18 protein-coding genes are annotated in these 21,483 nt (G+C 69.3%); 17 read left to right on the forward strand and 1 reads right to left on the reverse strand.

Going from position 1 to position 21,483, the window contains the following annotated elements; translation table 11 throughout:
* Positions 1–22: 22 nt before the first annotated feature.
* The 12 genes from flgE (at position 23) to HND92_RS17290 (ending at position 14,871) form a co-directional block, all read left to right on the forward strand.
* A complete protein-coding gene (flgE, locus tag HND92_RS17235) occupies positions 23–1,441 on the forward strand; it encodes a flagellar hook protein FlgE (RefSeq protein WP_172208725.1) in 1,419 nt (472 codons plus the stop codon).
* A gap of 26 nt (positions 1,442–1,467) precedes the next feature.
* Positions 1,468–2,208, forward strand: coding sequence for a flagellar basal body rod protein FlgF (locus HND92_RS17240; RefSeq protein WP_011806918.1), 741 nt, complete (start codon positions 1,468–1,470; stop codon positions 2,206–2,208).
* An 18-nt stretch (positions 2,209–2,226) separates the two neighbouring features.
* Positions 2,227–3,009 carry a flagellar basal-body rod protein FlgG gene (gene flgG / locus HND92_RS17245; protein ID WP_011806919.1) on the forward strand — a complete coding sequence of 261 codons (783 nt, stop codon included), beginning with the start codon at positions 2,227–2,229 and terminating at the stop codon, positions 3,007–3,009.
* A gap of 23 nt (positions 3,010–3,032) precedes the next feature.
* Positions 3,033–3,749, forward strand: a complete 717-nt coding sequence (locus HND92_RS17250) for a flagellar basal body L-ring protein FlgH (protein WP_015914367.1) — start codon at positions 3,033–3,035, stop codon at positions 3,747–3,749.
* Positions 3,750–4,730 (forward strand): hypothetical protein, encoded by a 981-nt coding sequence (locus HND92_RS17255; protein WP_088888266.1) that lies wholly within the window; start codon positions 3,750–3,752, stop codon positions 4,728–4,730.
* Between the two features lie 177 nt (positions 4,731–4,907).
* Positions 4,908–6,032 (forward strand): flagellar basal body P-ring protein FlgI, encoded by a 1,125-nt coding sequence (locus HND92_RS17260; protein ID WP_011806922.1) that lies wholly within the window; start codon positions 4,908–4,910, stop codon positions 6,030–6,032.
* 82 nt (positions 6,033–6,114) lie between these two features.
* Positions 6,115–7,059, forward strand: coding sequence for a flagellar assembly peptidoglycan hydrolase FlgJ (flgJ, locus tag HND92_RS17265; RefSeq protein WP_172208727.1), 945 nt, complete (start codon positions 6,115–6,117; stop codon positions 7,057–7,059).
* A gap of 26 nt (positions 7,060–7,085) precedes the next feature.
* Positions 7,086–9,161 (forward strand): flagellar hook-associated protein FlgK, encoded by a 2,076-nt coding sequence (gene flgK, locus HND92_RS17270; RefSeq protein WP_172208729.1) that lies wholly within the window; start codon positions 7,086–7,088, stop codon positions 9,159–9,161.
* Between the two features lie 11 nt (positions 9,162–9,172).
* Complete coding sequence (gene flgL / locus HND92_RS17275) at positions 9,173–10,435, forward strand: flagellar hook-associated protein FlgL (protein ID WP_172208731.1); 1,263 nt, start codon at positions 9,173–9,175, stop codon at positions 10,433–10,435.
* Between the two features lie 88 nt (positions 10,436–10,523).
* Positions 10,524–11,735: an HDOD domain-containing protein gene (locus HND92_RS17280; protein ID WP_172208733.1), complete on the forward strand. Its 1,212-nt coding sequence runs from the start codon at positions 10,524–10,526 to the stop codon at positions 11,733–11,735.
* Between the two features lie 70 nt (positions 11,736–11,805).
* A complete protein-coding gene (locus HND92_RS17285; RefSeq protein WP_172208735.1) occupies positions 11,806–13,212 on the forward strand; it encodes a sodium-dependent transporter in 1,407 nt (468 codons plus the stop codon).
* 180 nt (positions 13,213–13,392) lie between these two features.
* Positions 13,393–14,871 (forward strand): nitronate monooxygenase, encoded by a 1,479-nt coding sequence (locus HND92_RS17290; protein ID WP_172208737.1) that lies wholly within the window; start codon positions 13,393–13,395, stop codon positions 14,869–14,871.
* A gap of 49 nt (positions 14,872–14,920) precedes the next feature.
* Here the strand turns inward: HND92_RS17290 and HND92_RS17295 are convergent, their stop codons facing one another.
* Positions 14,921–16,378, reverse strand: coding sequence for a PLP-dependent aminotransferase family protein (locus HND92_RS17295; RefSeq protein ID WP_172208739.1), 1,458 nt, complete (start codon positions 16,376–16,378; stop codon positions 14,921–14,923).
* A gap of 144 nt (positions 16,379–16,522) precedes the next feature.
* Here HND92_RS17295 and HND92_RS17300 point away from each other — a divergent pair, with 144 nt between their 5' ends.
* The 5 genes from HND92_RS17300 to HND92_RS17320 all read left to right on the forward strand — a co-directional run bounded on the left by HND92_RS17300 (position 16,523) and on the right by HND92_RS17320 (position 21,442).
* Positions 16,523–17,122 carry a LysE family translocator gene (locus HND92_RS17300; RefSeq protein WP_011806930.1) on the forward strand — a complete coding sequence of 200 codons (600 nt, stop codon included), beginning with the start codon at positions 16,523–16,525 and terminating at the stop codon, positions 17,120–17,122.
* Between the two features lie 68 nt (positions 17,123–17,190).
* A complete protein-coding gene (locus HND92_RS17305; RefSeq protein WP_172208741.1) occupies positions 17,191–18,135 on the forward strand; it encodes a DMT family transporter in 945 nt (314 codons plus the stop codon).
* A 165-nt stretch (positions 18,136–18,300) separates the two neighbouring features.
* Positions 18,301–19,479: a PLP-dependent aminotransferase family protein gene (locus HND92_RS17310; protein WP_172208743.1), complete on the forward strand. Its 1,179-nt coding sequence runs from the start codon at positions 18,301–18,303 to the stop codon at positions 19,477–19,479.
* 113 nt (positions 19,480–19,592) lie between these two features.
* The gene (locus tag HND92_RS17315) at positions 19,593–20,468 is read left to right on the forward strand and encodes a PhzF family phenazine biosynthesis protein (protein ID WP_172208745.1); all 876 of its coding nucleotides are present in this window, start codon (positions 19,593–19,595) and stop codon (positions 20,466–20,468) included.
* A complete protein-coding gene (locus HND92_RS17320; protein WP_172208747.1) occupies positions 20,465–21,442 on the forward strand; it encodes a threonine dehydratase in 978 nt (325 codons plus the stop codon). Before HND92_RS17315 ends, HND92_RS17320 begins: the two co-directional genes overlap by 4 nt.
* Positions 21,443–21,483: the final 41 nt, after the last annotated feature.

Consider the following 21,483-nt stretch of genomic DNA (forward strand, 5'->3'; position numbering starts at 1 on the left):
CGAACCATCAGGAGAGAAAACCATGGGTTTCCAGCAAGGCCTCTCGGGGCTGAACGCCTCGGCCAAGAACCTCGACGTCATCGGCCACAACATTGCCAACTCGGGCACGGTCGGCTTCAAAGCCTCGCGCACCGAGTTTGCCGAAATGGTCGCAGCGGCCATCGGCACCTCCGGTGGCATCAATGCCGGCATTGGCGTGCAGGTGGGTGCCGTGGCCCAGCAGTTCACGCAGGGCAACATCACCGTCACGGGCAACAGCATGGATGTTGCCATCAACGGCAATGGCTTCTTCATGTTGCAGACGGCCGACGAAACGCCAGCCTACACGCGCGCCGGCAACTTCAAGTTGGACAACGAGGGCAACCTGGTCACCAATAGCGGCGAGAAGGTCATGGGCTATGTGAATGGCAGGCTGCAACCCCTGACCTTTCCCACCTCGCAGGGGGTACCGGCCAAACAGACCACCGAGGTCAAGGTACAGCTGAATCTAAGCGCCCAAGCCAAGGATGCGGCCGCTGACCCGATCACGCCGCGCTCGACCTATGGCACCTCCATTAATGTGTACGACAGCCAGGGCATTCCCACGCCCTTGAACATGTACTTCGAGAAAAACGGCTCCAATTCCTGGGATATCTACGACACGCTCAATGATCCAAAGGCCAACCCGCCGGTGATCGGAAGGTTCGTGGGTAAATTGGAGATGGACGGTAACGGCGCCATTATTGGCCTGACTCAGCCTGAACCCGGCGCCACCCCCACCGCCGCCAACAACTACACCACCACAGGAACCAAAATCACACGTAAGGCAGATGGCACCTTTGCGAAAACTCCCGTAACCTGGGAGTGGGAGGCAGTCACCGACTTATCCACACCGCCCAAAACCATTGACTGGACAATCAAGCAGGAAACCTTAGGCACACCGACCGCGGAACCAGCTGATTTCAAATTGGCGCTGACAGTGGATCCAAGCAAGGCCAACCCCAACAATCCGCCCACCTCATTTCAGGTCAGCCTCGATCTCAGCAAAGTCACCCAGTTCGGCACCAAGTTCTCGGTATCCGACCTGACGCAGGACGGTTATGCAGATGGTCAGCTCACGGGCATAAACATCGGCGCCGATGGGACGATCATGTCCAGCTACTCCAATGGAGTGACGCGTGCACAGGCACAAATCGCGCTGGCGAGCTTCCGTAACACCCAGGGCCTCACACCGATCGGCAACAACAACTGGGTCGCTACCATTGAATCCGGCCCCGCTGTGCCTGACAAACCCGGCAGCGGCAATCTTGGCGCGCTGCGCGCCGGCGCCCTGGAAGACTCCAACGTGGACCTGACGGCCGAGCTGGTCAACATGATGACCGCCCAGCGCGCCTACCAGGCCAACGCCCAGACCATCAAGACGCAGGACCAGGTGATGTCCACCCTCGTCAACCTGCGCTGATAACCCACTGACGCCGAGGCCACGCCATGGACCGCATCATCTACACCTCCATGACCGGCGCGAATGCCGCCGCGCACCGGCAGGCGGTGCTGGCCAACAACCTGGCCAACGCCTCCACCACCGGCTTTCGCGCCGAGATGTCCAACTTCCGCTCGGTGCCGCTGCAAGGCGGCGGCTCCACGACGCGCGTGTTCGCGCTGGAGGCCACCTCGGGCCATGTGGACACACCCGGCCCCGCGCAGACCACGGGCCGTCCGCTGGACGCCATGGCCGTGGGCAATGCCTGGTTCGCCGTGCAGGGGCTGGACGGCGTGGAAACCTACACGCGCGCCGGGTCCTTTCAGGTCACTGCCGCCGGACAGCTGGTCACCAGCACCGGCATGGCCGTGCTCTCGGACGGCGGCGCACCCATCGACGTGCCCCCTAATGCCGAAGTGACGCTGGGCGCCGACGGCACCATCACCGCCCGCCTGGCGGGCGAAGTACCCCAGCCCGTGGCCCGCCTGAAACTGGCCACGCCCGCGGCGGACAACCCGCTCAAGCGCGGCGACGACGGGCTGTTCCGCACGGCCGGCGGCGACCCGCTGCCCGCCGACCCCAACGCGCGCCTGCGCTCGGGCGTGCTGGAGGGATCCAACGTGAACCCGGTGGAATGCATGGTCGGCATGATCGCCGCCGCCCGCCAGTTCGAACAACAAATGCGCCTGCTGCAGACCGCCGAGAGCGACGACAAGAGCGCAGGCCAGCTGCTGAGCCTCAACGGCTAACCCTGAAGGACTACCGCCATGATGAATTCGCTGTGGATCGCCAAGACCGGCATGACCGCCCAGCAGACCCAGCTGGACGTGATCTCGCACAACCTCGCCAACGTGTCCACCACAGGCTTCAAGCGCAACAACGCGGTGTTCGAGGACCTGATCTACCAAAACCTGCGCCAGGTCGGCAGCCAGACCACCGAGGAAAACCAGCTGCCCACGGGCCTGCACCTGGGCCTGGGCGTGAACGTGGTCGCCACCAGCCGCAACTTCACGCAGGGCAGCCTGCAGCAGTCGGGCAACAGCCTGGACGTGGCCATCGACGGCAACGGCTTCTTCGAGGTCCAGCTGCCCGACGGCACCACCGGCTACACGCGCGACGGCGCGTTCAAGCTCGACTCGCAGGGCCGCGTGGTCACCTCCAGCGGTCTGCCCGTGGCGCCCGGCATCACCGTGCCGGCGGACGCCAAGAGCATCAGCATCAGCGAGCGCGGCATGGTAAGCGTGACCGTGGCGGGCAACCCCAACCCCCAGCAGATCGGCCAGCTGGGCATGTCCAGCTTCATCAACTCCGCAGGCCTGGAGCCTGTGGGCCAGAACCTGTACCGCGAGTCCGCCGCCTCCGGCGCGCCGCAGCAGGCCGAGCCGGGCACCAACGGCCTGGGCATCATCAAGCAGGGCTTCCTGGAGAACTCCAACGTCAACGTGGTGGAGGAACTGGTCACCATGATCCAGACCCAGCGCGCCTACGAGATGAATTCCAAGGCTATCCAGACGTCCGACCAGATGCTGGCCAAGCTGTCGCAGCTGTGAGCCGCATGACAAGGAACCCTGCCATGACCACCTCCCTTCTGCGCCTTCTGGCAGCGGCCACCGCTGCCGCGCTGGCCGCCGGCTGCGCCAGCATCAACCCGCCTCCGCCGGTGGACGTGCTGCCCACCACGCCGCCACCCATCGCCGCCCTGCCGCGCCCCGCCGGCCCGGCCTCGGGAAGCCTGTTCCATGCCGCCAGCTACCGGCCTGCTTTCGAGGATCAACGCGCGCGCCTGGTGGGCGACATGGTCACCATCGAGATCCTGGAGAGCATCGACGCCAAGCAGGACACCAAGTCCAACGTCAACCGCAACGGCGACACCAAGGGCAGCATCACGGCGCTGCCGCTGCTGGCCCCCTCCACAGTGGGCAAGCTGGCCGCGCGATCGGGCCTGGGCGCGGGCTACGAGAACACCTTCAACGGCAGCGGCAACACCGCCAGCAAGAACGAGTTCAAGAGCAACATCACCACCCTCGTCACCGAAGTGCTGCCCAACGGCCACCTGGTCATCACCGGCGAGAAGCAGGTGGGCGTGAACCGCAGCGTGGATGTGCTGCGCTTCTCGGGCATCGTCGATCCCCGCCACCTGCGCCGCGGCCAGCCGGGCCATCCGGGCAGCGTGATCGACTCGCGCTACGTGGCCAATGTGCGCGTGATCTCGCGCGGCCTGGGCGAGCAGGCCGAGGCCCAGGCCATGGGCTGGCTGGCGCGCGCGTTCAACACCATCAGCCCGTTCTAAATGACGCTGCAACGCTTGTGGGCAGGTGCCCTGCGCGCGGCCGCGCTGGTGGCGGCACTGGCCTGCGCTCCGGCAGGCGCGCAGGACTTCCGCGACCCGGTGGACCAGCCCTTCACCGTGTGGCCCAACATCCCGGTGATCCGCGCCTCCGACCTGGGGGACTACGGCCAGGACCGCCAGATCATTGCCGACCTGCATGCCGACAAGGCCGACCCCGCCAAGGTGGCCGCCGCGCTGCAAGCGGTGGACGGCCTGCAGGCCCACCACGAGCGCGCGGCCCTGGCCGAGCTGGGGCGCAGCCTCAACGTACAGCTGATCGCCGAGCTGGACCGGCAGGCGCGGCGCATCAACACGCGCAACCCCAAACTGCGCTTCGACTTCGCCGACATCACCCCCGAGCAGCTGCAGCGCCCCTCCGCACGGGACGACCTTCCCAGCCGCGTGGGCCGCATCACGCTGGCCGCCTACATCACCTACACGCGGCTGGACGGCGCGCTGGTGCAGGCCACGGCCACGCTGGTCAAGCTGCGCAGCGGTGCGTCGCAGAGCTTCACCGCCACGGCGCCCGCGCCGCTATTGGCCGAGGCGCTGGCGCGCGACCTGTTCGACTACTTCCAGGGCACGCGCTTCACGGCCCACCAGAACCCGCTGGGCAGCGCGCAGTGGCTCACGGCCGCGCCGGGCCATGCCGACCGGCTGGTGTCGCGCGACGCGGCCTTGCGCTACTGCCAGTCGCAGAACGCCGCCCTGCCCACGGCGGCAGAACTGGAAACCGCCGAGGCCGCGGGCTTCTACGGCGGCGGCGTGGCCCTGCAGCCGGCCGGCGTGTACCACGTGCAGGCGGGCCTGTACGACACGGCGCTTGCGCACGACGGCGCGGGCCGCGCGCGGCCCAACCACCTGGCCAGCGTGCCCAACGGCTACTACTACTGCATCCGCCATGCCGCAGCGCCCGCCAGGGCCGCGCGCACGCGCAAGTAAACTATTACTTTTATAGCTACTAGCGCTTGATGGTAAAGCGCTGGAGGCCAATTTTGCTATCAGCGCTGCGCCACCGGCAAGCCACGCCACACCCGCCGCCCCAGCGCCGATAAACGCCCCAAAAGCCCCCGCTTTTCCGCGCATTGCCCAAAGGCCCGGCTGCCCACAATCGGGGGCATGAAAGCCTTGCCCTACTCCCGCATCGTCCATTGCCTGGTGGCCCTGGCCACCGCCCTGGGCCTGGCCGCGCCCGCGCAGGCCGTGCGCCTGAAGGAAATCGCGGCCGTGCAGGGCGTGCGCAGCAACCAGCTGTCCGGCTACGGCCTGGTGGTGGGTCTGGACGGCACGGGCGACCAGTCCACGCAGATGCCGTTCACCGCGCAGGCCATGTCCAACTACCTGCAGCAGGCGGGCATCAGCCTGCCGCCGGGCACCACGGCGCCGCAGCTCAAGAACGTGGCCACGGTGGTGATCACGGCGCAGTTGCCCGCTTTCGCCCAGCCGGGGCAGATGATCGACGTGGCGGTGTCCTCCATCGGCAACGCCAAGTCGCTCAAGGGCGGCACGCTGATCGCCACGCCGCTGCGCGGCGCGGACGGCGAGATCTACGCCCTGGCGCAGGGCAACGTGGTGGTGGGCGGGGCGGGCGCATCGGCCGGCGGCAGCAAGGTGCAGATCAACCACCTGAGCGCCGGACGCATCCCCGATGGCGCCCAGGTCGAGCGCGCCGTGCCCACGCCGCTGCACGACAGCGACACCATCACCCTGGGCCTGAATGCCTCGGACTTCCAGGCCGCGCGCAAGGTGGCGCTGGCCATCAACGCACGCTCGGGCCCGGACACCGCCGTGGCGCTGGACGGGCGCACCGTGCAGGTGCGCGCGCCGCAGGACCCCGGCGCGCGGGTGAATTTCATCGCCGAGCTGGAGGAGCTGCAACTGCCCGACTCCACGCCCGCGGCCAAGGTGGTCATCAATGCGCGCACCGGCTCCATCGTGCTCAACCAGGCGGTGACGCTGGGCCCCTGCGCCATCGCGCACGGCAACCTGTCCATCACCATCAGCACCACCCCGGTCATCAGCCAGCCCAGCCCGCTGTCGCGCGGCGTGACCGTGGTGGCGCAAAAGAGCGACATCGCCATCCAGCAGGACGGCGGCAAGGTGATGCAGGTGCCCGCCTCGCCGCAGCTGGCCGACGTGGTGCGCGCGCTCAACACCCTGGGCGCCACACCGCAGGACCTGCTGGCCATCCTGCAGGCCATCAAGGCCGCAGGCGCTCTCAACGCCGAGCTGGAGGTGATCTGATGCCGCTCCTGCGTACCCTTCCCCGCGGCGGCGCCGCTTCCATTCAAGGCCCATGCCGCGTGCGGCGCGGCGGGAGGTGGACATGAGCCTTTCGCTCCCCAATGCAGGCGCAACGTCCGCACGCCAGGCGCTGGCCGTGGACGGCCGCGCACTCAACAGCCTCAAGGCGCAAGCCAGCCAGGGCGACGCCCAGGCCACCCAGGACGCCACGCTGGAGGCGGCCAAACAGCTCGAATCCCTGTTCATGCGCGAGCTCATCAAGAGCATGCGCGAGGCCACGATGAAGTCCGGCCTGCTGGAGGGCGCCGAGGGCAACCTGGCCAGCGACATGATGGACCAGCAGCTGTCGGTGCAGATGGCGGGCCAGCCCGGCGGGCTGGCCGAGGCCATTCAGCGCCAGCTGTCGCGCCAGCTGGGCGGCGACGGTCAGACCACGCTGGTGCCGGGCTCCACGCTGAGCATGGATGTATCGCTGCGCAAGGCCGCGCCTGCCGACAATCCGCGTGCCGCGTCGCCCAAGGGCCGTGAGGACTTCGTGCAGCACCACCGCGCCGCGGCCGAGCGCGTGGCACGCAGCAGCGGCATCCCCGCCAGCTTCATGCTGGGCCAGGCCGGGCATGAGACGGGCTGGGGCAAGGGCGAGATCCGCCACAAGGACGGCAGCAACTCCTTCAACCTGTTCGGTATCAAGGCCGGCAAGGGCTGGACCGGCAAGGTGGCCGAGGTGACCACCACCGAATACATCAACGGCGCGCCGCGCAAGGTGGTCGCCAAGTTCCGCGCCTACGACTCGTTCGAGGAGTCGTTCCGCGACTACGCACGCCTGATCAACGACAACCCGCGCTACGAGAAGGCGCGCGAGAAGACCCATTCCGCCGTCGCCTACGCCACGGAGCTGCAGAAGGCCGGCTACGCCACCGATCCGCAATACGCCGCCAAGCTCAGCCGCGCCATCCAGAGCACGCTGGGCGTGGCGCGCACCCCCAGCGCGCCCGTGCTGGCCCAGGCATCCGGCACGCAGGCCTGAACCCATAAGAACCAACGCACTGAACCATGAGTCTTCTGAACGTCGGCGCCCGCGCCCTCCTCGCCAACCAGGTCGCCTTGCAGACCACCGGGCACAACATCGCCAACGTCAGCACGGCCGGATATTCGCGCCAGAACGTGGCGATGGAGACCGTGCAGGGCCAGTTCACCGGCTCAGGCTACATCGGCAACGGCGTGCAGGTGGCCACCATCCTGCGCAACCACAGCGAGCTGCTCACGCGCCAGGCCGCGGCCGCACAGGCGGTGCAGGCGGGCGACACCGTGCGCGCCGAGCGCCTCGGCCAGTTGCAGGACGTGTTCCAGGGGGGCACCAGCGGCCTGGGCGCCGCCATCACCGACATGCTGAACTCTCTGGCCGATGTGGTGGCGTCGCCCACCGACATCACGGCACGCACCGTCACGCTCACCCGCATGGACGAGATGGCCGCGCGCATGCGCAGCAGCGCGGAGCAGCTGCACGAGATCGCATACTCGGTCAACGAGCAGCTGCAGAACGACGCCACGCGCATCAACTCGCTGGCCAAGAGCATCGCGGACGTGAACGAGCAGATCGCTCGCGTGAAGGGCAACGGCCAGACTCCCAACGACCTGCTGGACAAGCGCGACCAGCTAATCCGGGAACTCAACCAGTTCATCCAGACCACGCAGATCCCGGCCGACGACGGCACGGTGGGCGTGTTCATCGGCGGCAGCCAGGCGCTGGTGCTGGGCGACAAGGCCAGCGAGGTACTCATCGCCGAATCGCAGCAATTCCCGGGCAGCCAGCTCACGCAGCTGTTCTTCAAGCCCGCGGGCGGCGCGCCCGTGGAGTTGAACGAGGGCATGCTGGGCGGCGGCGAAGTGGCCGGCCTGCTGCGTTTTGCCAACCAGGACCTGGCCGAGGGCCGCAACCTGCTGGGGCGCATGGCGCTGGCCATCGGCCGGACGATGAACTACCAACAGGGCATGGGCCTGACACTGGACGGACAGGCCGGCAAGCCACTGTTCTCCGAACCCGATAAGGCGCCGGGCTATACCAGCGGAACGGCACAAGGATTCATCGATTTTCAAACGCCTTTGGGCACTTCCGAGTTCGCCGCATCGGACTACGAGGTGCGGTTTACGGGGGGACCCACTCCCACTGGCGAGGTTCCAGGGCAAATCATTCGGCTATCCGACGGCAAGACCATCAACGTAGCGAATCTGATGGCCTCAGCGGGCACACAAATGGACGGGCTAACCTTCAAGTTCAGCACCGCGGGCGCCGTCAACGAGCGCGTGCTATTCAAGCCCTTTGCCAGCGCCGCGGCCAACATACAGGCACTGGTGTACTCGCCACGCGATCTGGCGGTTGCCAACCCGATCAATGCCGCCATGGGAACATCCAACGCCGGAACACTACAACTTGCGCAGCTCAGTGCCACAGGATTGCACTGGAAAGATCCAAAATATACGAAGACGAACCCGCCAGCCGAGACCGTCGCCAATGGTCTTGTTGGCGATGTTTTGCGCATCCCGCCACCACCTGAACCACAAGTCCCCCCCATCCCTCAAATTACACTGACTTACAGGGAAAAGGAAAGTGCTAGAGGGTTCTTTGTGAGCGGAACCGACGAGCCCCCTCTCAACATTGACCCGCCTGGCAGTTATACGCCGGGCACTGTTATCCCATACGTGTCTGGAAAGCCCATACAAATAAATGGCTGGTCCATCACTCTGCAGGGCACCCCCAAGGACGGGGACACGGTAACCGTTGGGGATGCCAAGCTCAGTGGCGACTGGTACACCCGCAACGCCGGCAACGCATCGGCCCTCATGGCGCTGCGCGACGTGAAGATGTTCGACGAGTCCACGCTGTCCGACGGCTACGCCGGGCTGATGGCCCAGGTGGGCACGCGCACGCAGAGCGCCCAGTACGCGGCCAAGCTCTCGGACTCCATCGCCAGCAATCTGGAAGCCAGCCGCACGGCCGTCTCCGGTGTGAACCTGGACGAGGAGGCCGCGCGGCTCATCCAATACCAGCAGGCCTACCAGGCATCCGCCAAGATGCTGCAGATCGCGCAGAACATTTTCGACAACCTGATCCAGTCCATGGGCCGCTGAAAGGAACCGCCATGAGCAGCTCTTTCTATCGCGTCAGCACCGCCAACATGTACGACGCCACGCTGCGCAACCTCAGCGCACGGCAAAAGACCCTGGTGGACCTGCAGGAGAACCTCACCGCGGGCAAGCGCGTGGTGCGTCCCAGCGACGACCCCGTGGCCGCCGCCCAGGCCGAGCGCGCGCTCACGCGCATCAGCCGCATCCAGACCGAGCAGCGCGCGCTGGACGTGCAGCGCAACGCCATCGCGCAGGCCGAGTCCACCCTGGGCGACGCCGTGGGACTGGTGCAGGAGATTCGCCAGCTGGTCGTGGCCGCCGGTGGCGGCGCGCTCAAGCCCGAGGACCGCAAGACCTACGCCAACCAGATCCAGAGCCTGCGCGAGCAGCTCACCGAGGTGATCAACCGCAAGGACACCAACGGCATTCCATTGCTGGGCGCACTGGGCAGTGCGCTCGAGCCCTTCACCGGCCCGCTGCTGAGCAACCCCGACTACCTGTTCGCCGGCCTGCCCGGCCAGGCGGCCAGCGGCGGCACGTCGATTCCCACCACCGTGGACGGGCACGCGGCACTGATGTTCGACCCGGTGCGCGACGGCGTGTACACCGCCACCGTCACGCGCGGCGCGGGCAGTTCCCTGGTGACGAGCGCCATCACGACCTCCAACCGCGAGGCACTGGACGGGGCGCAGTATGCGCTGGCCGTGAACACCGTCACGGTGGACCCGGTAGCGGGCACCACCGTCGTCGACTACACGCTGACCAAGACCGCCAAGGACGGCACGGTGACCACCTCGAACGTGACCACCGCGCCCGTCAAGACCGGCCAGCCCATTCCCATCACCATCAACGAGGGCCCGGACACGGTCATGTCGTTCAGCCTGACGGGCACGCCCGCGGCGGGCGACAGCGTTGCCCTGCAGCCCAGCTCCAGCCTGATGGGCACCATCGACAGCGCGATCCGCGGGATCACCGACGCCACCGACAGCGTGGCCGCGTCCCAGGCCGTCGGCCAGGCCCTGTCCAACATCGACGCCGGCATGGAACGCCTGCACAACATGCGCGGCTATGCGGGCGAGCTGCTCAACCGCGCCGACCGCATCACCGGCGACCAGGACAAGCGCTCGATCCAGCTCGAGGGCGACCGCTCGCGCGCGGAGGACCTCGACATGGTGCAGGGTATCTCGGACTTCCAGAACGCCAGCGTGGGCTACGAGGCCGCGCTCAAGTCCTACGCGCAGGTGCAGCGCCTGTCGCTCTTCAATTTCATCAGCTGACGCCGCGCACGCAGGGTTTCGCCACGTGCGCGCCCGCGCGACTGGCGTGACAATGGCCCGCATCCCGCTCTGACCACACTTCTACCCCATGGTCCAATCCGTTCTTGGCAGCCTGGTGCTGGGCTACCGGCCCCTCTGGAATGCCGCGCGCCGGCTGGCCGGCATCCAGCTGTACGTTCACAGCGAGGGCGCCACCCTGGTGGATGCGCCGCACCTGTTGCGCACCATCCAGGAACTGTGGACCTCCAGCTCGCCGCCGCTGCTGCTGTCCGCTCGCTCGCAGCAGCTGCTGGTGGACCTGCTGGAGCACGCCCCTCGCGGCGCGCCCTGGATCGAAGTGCCCCAGGCCTGGCTGGACGTGCCCGCGATCCGCGAGCGCGCGCGCCAGGCCCACGCCCGCGGCCTGCGCCTGGTGTGGCGCGGCGAGCTGGACCACCTGCCCGACGCCGAGACGGCGCGGCTCTTTGACAACAGCCTGCTGCACCTGTCCAGCGGCGATGCCGTGCAGGCCCTGCAGGCCGCCAAGGCCGCGCGGCGCAGCCCGCTGATCGCCGGGCAGATGTACGACAACGTGGCCAGCCGCGCGCTGCTCACGCACTGCCTGGACGAAGGCGGCGCGCTGGCCGTGGCCGGCTGGCCCGTGGAGGACGTGCTCTACAGCCTGCGCCATCGCCAGCCCCAGCCCGCGCACGAGGTGGTGCTCAAGCTCATGAAGGCCATCGACGACGAGCAGTCCATCGACCGCTTCGAGCAGATCCTGGGCGAGGATCCGCTGCTGGCCTACCGCTTCATGGTCTACACCAACTCCGCTGCGCTCGGCCTGTCCACCGGCGTGGATTCGCTGCGCCGCGGTCTGGTGATGATGGGCTACGGCTCGCTGGGGCGCTGGCTGGCCGACCAGTTGCCGCACGCTGCCACCGAACCCGATCTGCGCCCCATCCGCGCCAGCATGGTGCTGCGCGCGCGCCTGACCGAGCACCTGCTGGACGCTGGCGTGGGCAAAGACCTGCGCCGCGAGGTGTACCTGAGCGGACTGTTCTCGCAGCTGGACGAGGTGCTGCGCGAGCCTCTGGGCACCATCCTGCGCCGCGTGCCGCTGTCCGAGCGGGTGTACGACGCCGCGGTGCTGCGCACCGGCCCCTACGCCCCCAGCCTGGAGATGGCCTGCGCGCTGGAGAGCGACGACGCGGGCGCCATCCGCCAGCTGTGCGAGACGCATGAGCTGGAGCTGGAATACGTCAACCGCGCGCTGCTGCGCGTGCTGTCCGAGCTGGTGGTGGAGCGCCCGCACGCGCACTGATGGCGACTCACGGCCCGTGGTGTTTTTGGGCCGTAGCGCACAATCCAGGCGCGCAGACCACTATCAAATCATGAGCAAATCCGGCCCTTCAAGCACCGACGCCTCCCGCGCCCACGCAGCCACCAGCCGCGGCGCCTTCTCCTCCAGCCTGGGCGTGCTCGCCGCCACGCTGGGTTCCGCCGTCGGGCTGGGCAACATCTGGAAGTTCCCCTCGCTCACCGGCGCCAACGGCGGCGCGGGCTTTCTGCTGATCTACCTGCTCTCGACGCTGTTCATCGGCCTGCCGCTCATGGTGGCCGAGATCGCCATCGGCCGCCAGGCGCGCGCCAATCCCATCTCTGCGCTGCGCCAGCTGCAGCCCCGCGGCGCGCCGTGGTGGTTGATCGGCGTGGCAGGCATGGCGGCGGCGTTCCTGATCATGGCGTTCTATTCCGAGGTCGTCGCCTGGGTGTTCGCCTACGTGGCCAAGGCCCTGTCGGGCAGCCTGCTGTCCAGCGACCCGGTGCAGACGCAGGCCAGCTTCGATGCCCTGGTGCGGGACCCGGTGCAGGCGCTGCTGTGGCAGTGGGTGGTGCTGGCCTTCATCGGCGGCATCCTGCTGCTGGGCGTCACCCGCGGCATCGAGGCGGCCACCAAACGGCTGATGCCGCTGCTGTTCCTGCTGCTGGTGCTGCTGGGCGGCTACAGCCTGACGCTGCCCGGCGCGGGCCAGGCGCTGTCGTTCCTGTTCGCGCCCGAGTGGCACAAGATCACGCCCGCGGTGGTGCTGACCGCCATGGGCCTGGCGTTCTTCAAGCTGTCCATCGGCATGGGCACGATGATGACCTACGGCAGCTACTTCACCGCCGAGCAGAACATCCCGGCCACCGCCACGCGCGTGATGCTGGCCGACCTGTCGGTGTCGCTGCTGGCGGGCATGGCGATCTTCCCCGCGGTGTTCAGCTTCGGCTTCCAGCCGTCGGCGGGGCCATCCCTGGTGTTCATCACGATCCCCGCGGTGTTCGCGCAGATGCCGGGTGGCTCGGTGCTGCTGGCGGCGTTCTTCCTCCTCACCGCCATCGCCGCGACCGGCGCCATGCTCTCCCTGATGGAGGTGCCGGTCGTCATCCTGCACGAGCGCTGGGGCCTGAGCCGGCCCCGGGCCACGCTGCTCACGCTGCTGATCCTGGGGCTGCTGGGCGCGGGCTGCGCCCTGAGCCAGAGCACGCTGGCCGCCTTCCAGCCGGGCGGGCGCACCCTGTTCGACTGGGCGGATTACCTCTCGTCCAACCTGCTGCTGCCCGCGGGGGGCATCGCCATCGCGCTCTTCGTCGGCTGGGCCTGGGGCGAGCGCGCATTCGCGGCGCAACTCTCCAACCACGGGCAGTTGGGCAACCAGGGGCTGGCCCGCGTCGTGAGCCTGCTGCTGCGCTGGGTCACGCCGGTGCTGATCCTGCTGGTCATGCTCGCGGGGCTGGGGGTGTTCTCCGGCGCGTGACGGCGCGGCACCTCGGCGTTTTGAGCAAAAACACCGCGCAACCCTTTCCTGGCCAGCGCAAGCAGCTAGTTTTTTCATAGCGCACGCCATCCATGGCGCCGGCATGGCCTTTGCACCGTGCGTGGCGCAGGACGCATGATGGCCGGCTCTTCCATAGCCGCCAGCCCACAGGAGAACTCCATGCACGACGCGCCGCCCGCCACCCCCCTGTGCCGCCTGCTGGGCTGCCGCCTGCCGCTGATGCTCGCGGGCATGGGCGGCGTGTCGCGCAGCGAACTGGTGGCCGCGGTGACCGAGGCCGGCGGGTTCGGCTTCCTGGGCATGGTGCGCGAGCCGCTGGCGCTGATCGAGCGCGAGGTGGCGCAGGTGCGCCAGCGCACGGCCTTGCCCTTCGGCGTGAACCTGATCCCCGCGGCCACGCCCGCGCCCCTGCTGCGCGCGCAGGTGGACCTGCTCATCGCGCTGCAGGTGCCCGTGGTCAGCCTGTTCTGGGACGTGGATGCCGGCGTGATCGCGCGGCTGCGCGCAGCGGGCGTCACCGTGGTGCACCAGATCGGCTCCGCCGCCGAGGCGCTGCAGGCGCAGGAGGCCGGCGCGCAGGTGCTCATCGCGCAGGGCGTGGAGGCCGGCGGCCATGTGCGCGGGCGCCAGCCGCTGGCCGAGCTGTTGTCCGAGGTACTGGCGATGGCCAGCGTCCCCGTGGCCGCCGCGGGCGGCCTGGCCGATGGGCAGGGCGTGGCGCGCGTACTGGCCCAGGGCGCGCAGGCCGCGGTGCTGGGGACCGCCTTGATGGCCACGCATGAGTCCTTCGCCCACGACGCGCACAAGCAGCGGCTGGTGGCCGCGCAGGCCGGCGACACCGTGCTGACCGAGGACTTCCACATCAACTGGCCGCCCCACGCCGCGGTGCGTGTGCTGGCCAACAGCGTCACGCGGCGCGAGCGCGGCGACCCGTTCGCCGCCACAGGCGACATCCCACGCACGGTGATCGGCGACGAGGAAGGCCGGCCCATCTACCTGTTCAGCACCGACTCGCCGCTGCGCTCCATGACCGGCGACTTCGAGGCCATGGCGCTGTACGCCGGCCAGGGTGTGGGGCGCATCACGGCCATCGAACCCGCGGGCGAGCGGCTGCGCCGCATCGCCGCCGAGGCCGCCGCGCACCTGCGGCTGCTGAACGACACGCCCGTGGCCGTGGCGTCCCCCGTGTGCTACGCGGGGGATGCGGAGCGCGAGCGCCACGCCCCACTCATCGCGCGGCTGGACGAGCTGCTGGAGGCCGAGCGCGCCGGCGCGCGCGTGGCGCTGCGCAGCCGCACCGAAACCGAGGACGAAGCGCTGCGCGCGCTGATCGACGCCATCCACCGCGACGAAGTGAAGTGGTGCGGCATGCTGATGCGCGCCATCCGCACGCTGGAGGGCACGCCGGGCAGCCGCACGGGCGACTTCTACGACAAGGCCATGGCCGTACCCGACCTGCGCGAGCGCCTGGCCTTCCTCAACCGCGGCCAGGGCTGGGTGGCCAAGAAGCTGCGCGAGCTGCTGCCGCTGGTGGACGATGCGGGCATCCGCGCCGGGCTGCAGGAGATGCTGCAGGCACACGTGGACAACCTGGACAAGGTGAACACCGCCTTGGGGCTCACGCCGCCGCGGCGTTGACGCCAGCGCTACGCAAAAGAGAGCTGCTTGCGCTTGCCCATCAAGCGCTTCAGCCCGATTGGACCACTCTCTTCCACGTGCGCCAGAACGCCGGGTCCTGCGTGGTGCAGAAGTTGATGCGCATCAGCGTGCAGGGGCGGCGCGTGGCGTGGAACAGCGCGCCCGGCGCGATGAGGTAGCCCTCGTCCAGCATGCGCTGGGCCAGCATGTCGGTGTCCACGCCGGTTTCCACCCAGCCGAACATGCCCGCGGGCTCGGCGGCAAAGCTGCAGCCCGCCTCCAGCGCCAGTTGCACGCTGCGCGCGCGGGCCTGCGCCAGGCGCAGCCGCATGCGGTCGGCATGGCGGCGCAGCTGGCCCTGCTCGATGCACAGCGCGAGGGCCTTTTCCAGCAGCGAGGGCGTGGTCAGCGTGGACAGCAGCTTGGTGTCCAGCAGCCGCTCCACCAGGTCGGGCGGTGCGGCCAGGTAGCCCACGCGCCAGTTGGGCGCCAAGATCTTGGCGAAGCCGCTCACGTAGATGGTGCGGCGCAGCCCGTCCAGCGCCGTCAGGCGCGTGGCGTGGTCGGCGGCGATGTGGCCGTAGGTGTCGTCCTCGACCACGTGGAAGTTGTGCTGCTGCGCCAGCTGCAGCACCTGGTGCGCGCTGCCCGGCGACAGGCTGTAGCCCGTGGGGTTGTGCAGCACGCTCACGCTCACGAACAGCTTGGGCGCGTGCAGCTCGCAGTAGCGCGCCATGACGGCGAGGTCCGGCCCCTCGGGGCCGCGCGGCACGGGCAGCACGCGCATGCCCAGCGCGTCCAGGCGCGCGAACTCCACCGACCAGCCGGGCTCCTCCACCATCACCGGGTCGCCCGCCTTGAGCAGCGTGCGGCTCACGATGTCCAGCGCCTGCGTGGCGCCCACGGTGGTCATGATCTGATCGGGCTGGGCGTGGATGTTGATGTCGGCCATGCGCCGCGCCAGCGCCTCGCGCAGCGCGGGCTCGCCCATGGGCTCGCCGTAGCTCAGCGAGCCGTCGCGCAGCGCGCTGCTGCCGGTGATCTTGCGCACCGCGGCGCCCATGAAGCGCGCCTCATCCAGCCAGCCGATGGGCAGCACGCCCGCACCGGGCTGGGGCTTGCTCGACGCCTGGTGGAACATGCCGCGGATCAGCGCCGTGGCGTTGATGTGCGAGCCCGACAGGCGCACGCCGACACCGGTCAGCGGCGACACATTTTTTGCTCCTTCTGTAGGAGCTGTCAGCGCTTGCCCCTCGGGCGTCGGAGCCTGTTTTTGCACAAAATCGCGCACGAAGAAGCCACGCTGGCGCCGGGCCTCCACCAGCCCCTGGGCCAGCAGCTTGTCGTAGGCTGCCACCACGGTGTAGGGGCTCACGCCCTGCTGGCGCGCGCATTCGCGCACCGACGGCAGGCGCGCGCCCGCGGGCAGCAGCCGCGCGCGGATGCGCTCGGCAAAGCGCTCGGCGAGCTGTTCGGTCAGGGTGCGGTCGGGGGTGCGGGTCAGCATGGAGGCGTTTCCTGAGCCGGCACTGTGCCAATGCAATTGCCGATACAGTGCATGAAATTGTGGGGTTTGACTGTATTGGTACTGTAATGGACTTTGCCCCTACAGTGCATCGCATAACTTCATTCCCAACGATGGACCCCACCCATGCCCCTGGTTGAATTCACCGCCCTGCTGGTGCTGGCCACCGCCATGAGCTTTACCCCCGGGCCCAACACCACCCTGTCCACCGCGCTGGCCGCCAACCGCGGCCTGCCCGCCGCCATGCGCTTCGTGGTGGCGGTGCCCGTGGGCTGGAGTCTGCTGCTGGTGCTGTGCGCCGCCGGGCTGGGTGCGGTGGTGGTGGCGGTGCCGGCGCTGCGCTGGGCCATCAAGGCCCTGGGCATCGGCTACCTGCTGTGGCTCGCGTTCAAGCTGTCGAACACGGGCCGTCTGTCCGAGGCCGATGCGGCACGCCTGTCGGTGGGCTTCTGGCAGGGCGTGGCGCTGCAGTTCGTGAACATCAAGGCCTGGCTGCTCGCGCTGACCATCGTGGCCGGCTGGGTCATCGGGCGCGACGACAGCCTGCAGCGCATGGCCGTGGTGCTGCCGGCAATGGCCTTCTTCGCACTGACCAGCAACTTCACCTACGCCGCCACGGGTGCGCTGCTGCGCCACTGGCTGGCCCACGGACAGCGCCTGCTGTGGTTCAACCGCGCGATGGCCGTCGTGCTGCTGGCCACGGCGCTGTGGATGGTGGCCGCATGAGACCGGCGCATCCTCATTGGTCGAAAGGCCGCGGAGCAGGCCAAGCCAGCGGACGCCGTGGAGCTGGCTTGGCCAGGCCACCGGCGGCGTCCCCCTGGAGGGGGAAGGCGCGAAGCGACTCAGGGGGTGATTCGGAATCACGCGGCCTGCTGCTGGGCTTGCTGGGCGTGGCGATCTTCGCGCTCACCCTGCCCATGACGCGCCTGGCCGTCGGCACGCCCGAGGCACCGCTGATGTCCGGCCTGTTCCTGGCCATGGGCCGCGCGGCGGTGGCCGGGCTGCTGTCGGCCGCGCTGCTGCTGTGGCAGCGCGCCCCATTGCCGCGGCGCGGCGACTGGTGGCCGCTGGCCGTGACGGCGCTGGGCGTGGTGTTCGGCTTTCCGCTGCTCACCTCCATCGCCATGCGCTACGTGGGCGCCGTGCACGCGGCCGTGATCATCGGCCTGCTGCCGCTGGCGACCGCCACCGTGGGCGCGCTGCTGCACCGCCAGCGGCCGTCTGCCGCGTTCTGGGCCTGCGCGCTGCTGGGCTCGGCGCTGGTGGTGGTGTTCGCGGTGCTGCGCTCGGGCCGGCAGGGCCTGTCGCTGCATCCGGCCGATCTGCTGCTGATGGCCGCCGTGGCCTGCGCCGCCGTGGGCTACGCCTGGGGCGGGCGGCTGGCGCAGCACATGCGCGCCGATGCGGTGATCTGCTGGGCCCTGGTGCTGTCGCTGCCCGTATCGCTGCCGCTGGCCTGGCTGGCATGGCCGCAGGCGGCGGTGCCTGCCGCGGCCTGGGCTGGCTTTGCCTACGTGGCGGTGTTTTCGATGTGGCTGGGCTTCTTCGCCTGGTACCGCGGCCTGGCCCTGGGCGGCACGGTGCGGGTGAGCCAGGTGCAACTGGCCCAGCCGTTCATGAGCATGCTGTTTGCCGTGCCGCTGCTGGGCGAGTCGCTGGACGCGGTGAGCGTGGCGTTTGGCCTGGCGGTGCTGGCCACCGTGGCCCTGGGGCGGCGCATGCCGGTGCGCCGGTGAACCGCCGCCCCGTGAAAACCCTGGACCCGGCGCCGCGCCCCTCGGGCGGTGCGCCGTTGCCGTATGCTGCGCGCGCTGCCCCACCCGCAGGGCCGCACACCGCCGCACAACGGCATTTCTGAGTGGATAGACGGCGCGCAGCAGCGCGCCATTGGAGATAAACGAATGACGAACTGGACCCTGGCCGCACGCGCCGAAAAGATGAACCCCTCGGTGATCCGGGAAATCCTGAAGGTGACCGAGAAGCCCGGCATCATCAGCCTGGCCGGCGGGCTGCCCTCGCCCAAGACCTTCCCGATCGAATCCTTCGCCGCCGCGGCCGCGTCCGTGCTGGCCACCGACGGCGCATCGGCGCTGCAGTACGCGGCCAGTGAGGGCTATACCCCGCTGCGCGAGGCCATTGCCGCATTCCTGCCCTGGGACGTGCACCCCGACCAGGTGCTGATCACCACCGGATCGCAGCAGGCGCTGGACCTGATCGGCAAGGTGCTCATCGACGCGGGCAGCCGCGTGCTGGTGGAAACGCCCACCTACCTGGGCGCGCTGCAGGCCTTCGCGCCCATGGAACCCCAGGTGGTGTCGGTGGCCAGCGACAGCGAGGGCGTGCTGATCGACGACCTGGCGGCCAAGGCCGGCAGCGGCGCGGACAAGGCGCGCTTCCTGTACGTGCTGCCCAACTTCCAGAACCCCACGGGCCGCACCATGAGCGAAGCCCGCCGCGAGGCCCTGGTGGCCCAGGCCGCCGCGCTGAACCTGCCGCTGGTGGAAGACAACCCCTATGGCGACCTGTGGTTCGACCAGGCGCCCCCCCAACCCCTGACGGCGCGCAACCCCGAGGGCTGCATCTACATGGGTTCGTTCTCCAAGGTGCTGGCCCCCGGCCTGCGCCTGGGCTACGTCGTCGCGCCGCGCCAGATGTACCCCAAGCTGCTGCAGGCCAAGCAGGCGGCCGACCTGCACACGCCCAGCTTCAACCAGCGCCTGGTGTCCGAGGTCATCAAGAACGGCTTCCTGGACCGCCACGTGCCCACCATCCGCCAGCTCTACAAGGAGCAGTGCCAGGCCATGGTGGCCGCGCTGGAGCAGGAGATGCAGGGCCTGGGCGTGACCTGGAACCGCCCCGACGGCGGCATGTTCCTGTGGCTGCGCCTGCCCGAAGGCATGAGCGCGCTGCAACTGCTGCCGCGCGCGGTGGAGCGCAACGTGGCCTTCGTGCCCGGCGCGGCCTTCTACGCCGACCAGCCGGACGACCGCACGCTGCGGCTGTCCTTCGTGACGGCCTCGCAGGGCCAGATCCGCACCGCGATTGCCGCGCTGGCCGCCGCCATCCGCGAAGCGGCCTGACGCCCTTCAAACCCTGACCTTCCCGCGCGGGAAGGTGGCTGCAGCCCTGCGCACGCGCAGGTGCCGCCGCCGCATGCCCACACCCATTTCCACCCCATCTCCGGAGCCTTTCCATGCGCCTGCGCCCGTTCCAGCAAGTCGATGTCTTCACCGCCACGCCCTACCTCGGCAACCCGCTGGCCGTGGTGCTGGACGGCGAGGGCCTGTCCACCGAGGAGATGCAGCGGTTCACCAACTGGACCAACCTGTCCGAGGCCACCTTCGTGCTGCCGCCGACGCCCGAGGGTCATGCGGCCGGCGCGGACTACCGCGTGCGCATCTTCTGCCCCGGGCGCGAGCTGCCCTTTGCCGGCCACCCCACGCTGGGTACCTGCCACGCCTGGCTGCAGGCAGGCGGCCAGCCGCGCGCCACGGGGCGCATCGTGCAGGAATGCGGTGTGGGGCTGGTCACACTGCGGCGCGACGGCGAGCAGCTTGCCTTTGCCGCGCCGCCGCTCGTCAAGAGCGGCCCGCTGGCCGAGGAGGACGTGCAGCTCATCGCGCGCGGCCTGGGCGTGGTGCGGGACGACATCGTGGCGCATGCCTGGTGCGACAACGGCCCCAACTGGCGCGGCGTGATGCTGCGCTCGGCCGAGCAGGTACTCGGGCTCAGGCCCGACGGCGCGGTACTGGCCGGGCTGGACGTGGGCGTGGTGGGGCCGCGCGGCAAGGTCGGCGTGGTGGGTGCCAGCGATGCCGAGGGCATTGCGTTCGAGGTGCGCGCCTTCTTCCCGGGCAACAACGGTCTGGCGGAAGACCCCGTCACCGGCAGCCTGAACGCGGCGCTGGCGCAATGGCTCATCGGCGCGGGCCTGGCGCCCAGCCGCTATGTGGCCAGCCAGGGTACGGCGCTGGGCCGCGCCGGGCGCGTGCATGTGCAGCAGGACGGCCCGCAGATCTGGGTGGGCGGCCACTCCGTCACCTGCGTGCGCGGCGAGGCGCGGCTGTGACGCGCGCCGCAGCACCGCTGCCCACGCTGGCCGACATCGAAGCCGCGGCACGCACCGTCTACCAGGAGTTCCAGCCCACGCCGCAGTACCGCTGGGGCCTGCTGGGCGAGCGCCTCGGCACGGAGTGCTGGCTCAAGCACGAGAACCACAACCCGGTGGGCGCGTTCAAGATCCGCGGCGGCCTGACGTACTTCGACCAGCTGGCGCAGCGGGGTGAGCTGCCGCGCGAGGTCATCAGCGCCACGCGCGGCAACCACGGCCAGAGCATCGGCTGGGCCGCGCGACGCCATGGCGTGGCCTGCACCATCGTTGTGCCGCACGGCAATTCGGTGGAGAAGAACGCGGCCATGCGCGCACTGGGCGTGAACCTGGTGGAGCACGGCGACGATTTCCAGGCCGCCCGCGAGCACGCCCTGCGGCTGGCCGCCGAACGCGGCGCCCACATGGTGCCCAGCTACCACCCCGACCTGGTGCGCGGCGTGGCCACCTACTGGTGGGAATTCCTGCGCGCCGTGCCGCACATGGATGTGGCCTATGTGCCCATCGGCCTGGGTTCCGGCGCCTGCGCTGCCGTGGCGGCCAAGCGGGCATTGGGACATGGGGTGCGCCTGGTGGGCGTGGTGAGCTGCCACGCCACCACCTATGCCGACTCGTTCGCCGCGGGCCATGTGGTGGCGTCGCCCGTCAGCACGCAGATCGCCGACGGCCTGGCGGTGCGCATGGCCGACCCGGACGCATTGGCCGTGCTGCTGCCTGAACTGGACCGGGTGGTGCAGGTCAACGATGACGCAGTGGCCGCCGCCATGCGCGCGCTGTTCACGGACACCCACAACGTGGCCGAGGGCGCGGGCGCGGCGGCACTGGCTGCCGCGCTGCAGGAGCGGGAAGCCCTGCGCGGCCAGTGCGCAGGCCTGCCGCTCACGGGCGGGAATGTGGATGCGGCGTTGTTCGCCCGGGTACTGATGGGGCAGTGACTGCGGGTTTCGACCTGCAAAACACGCCGCACGAGGCCGGC

This window comes from Diaphorobacter sp. JS3050 (assembly GCF_013154915.1).
In the GTDB taxonomy this organism is placed as follows: Bacteria; Pseudomonadota; Gammaproteobacteria; order Burkholderiales; family Burkholderiaceae_C; genus Diaphorobacter; species Diaphorobacter nitroreducens.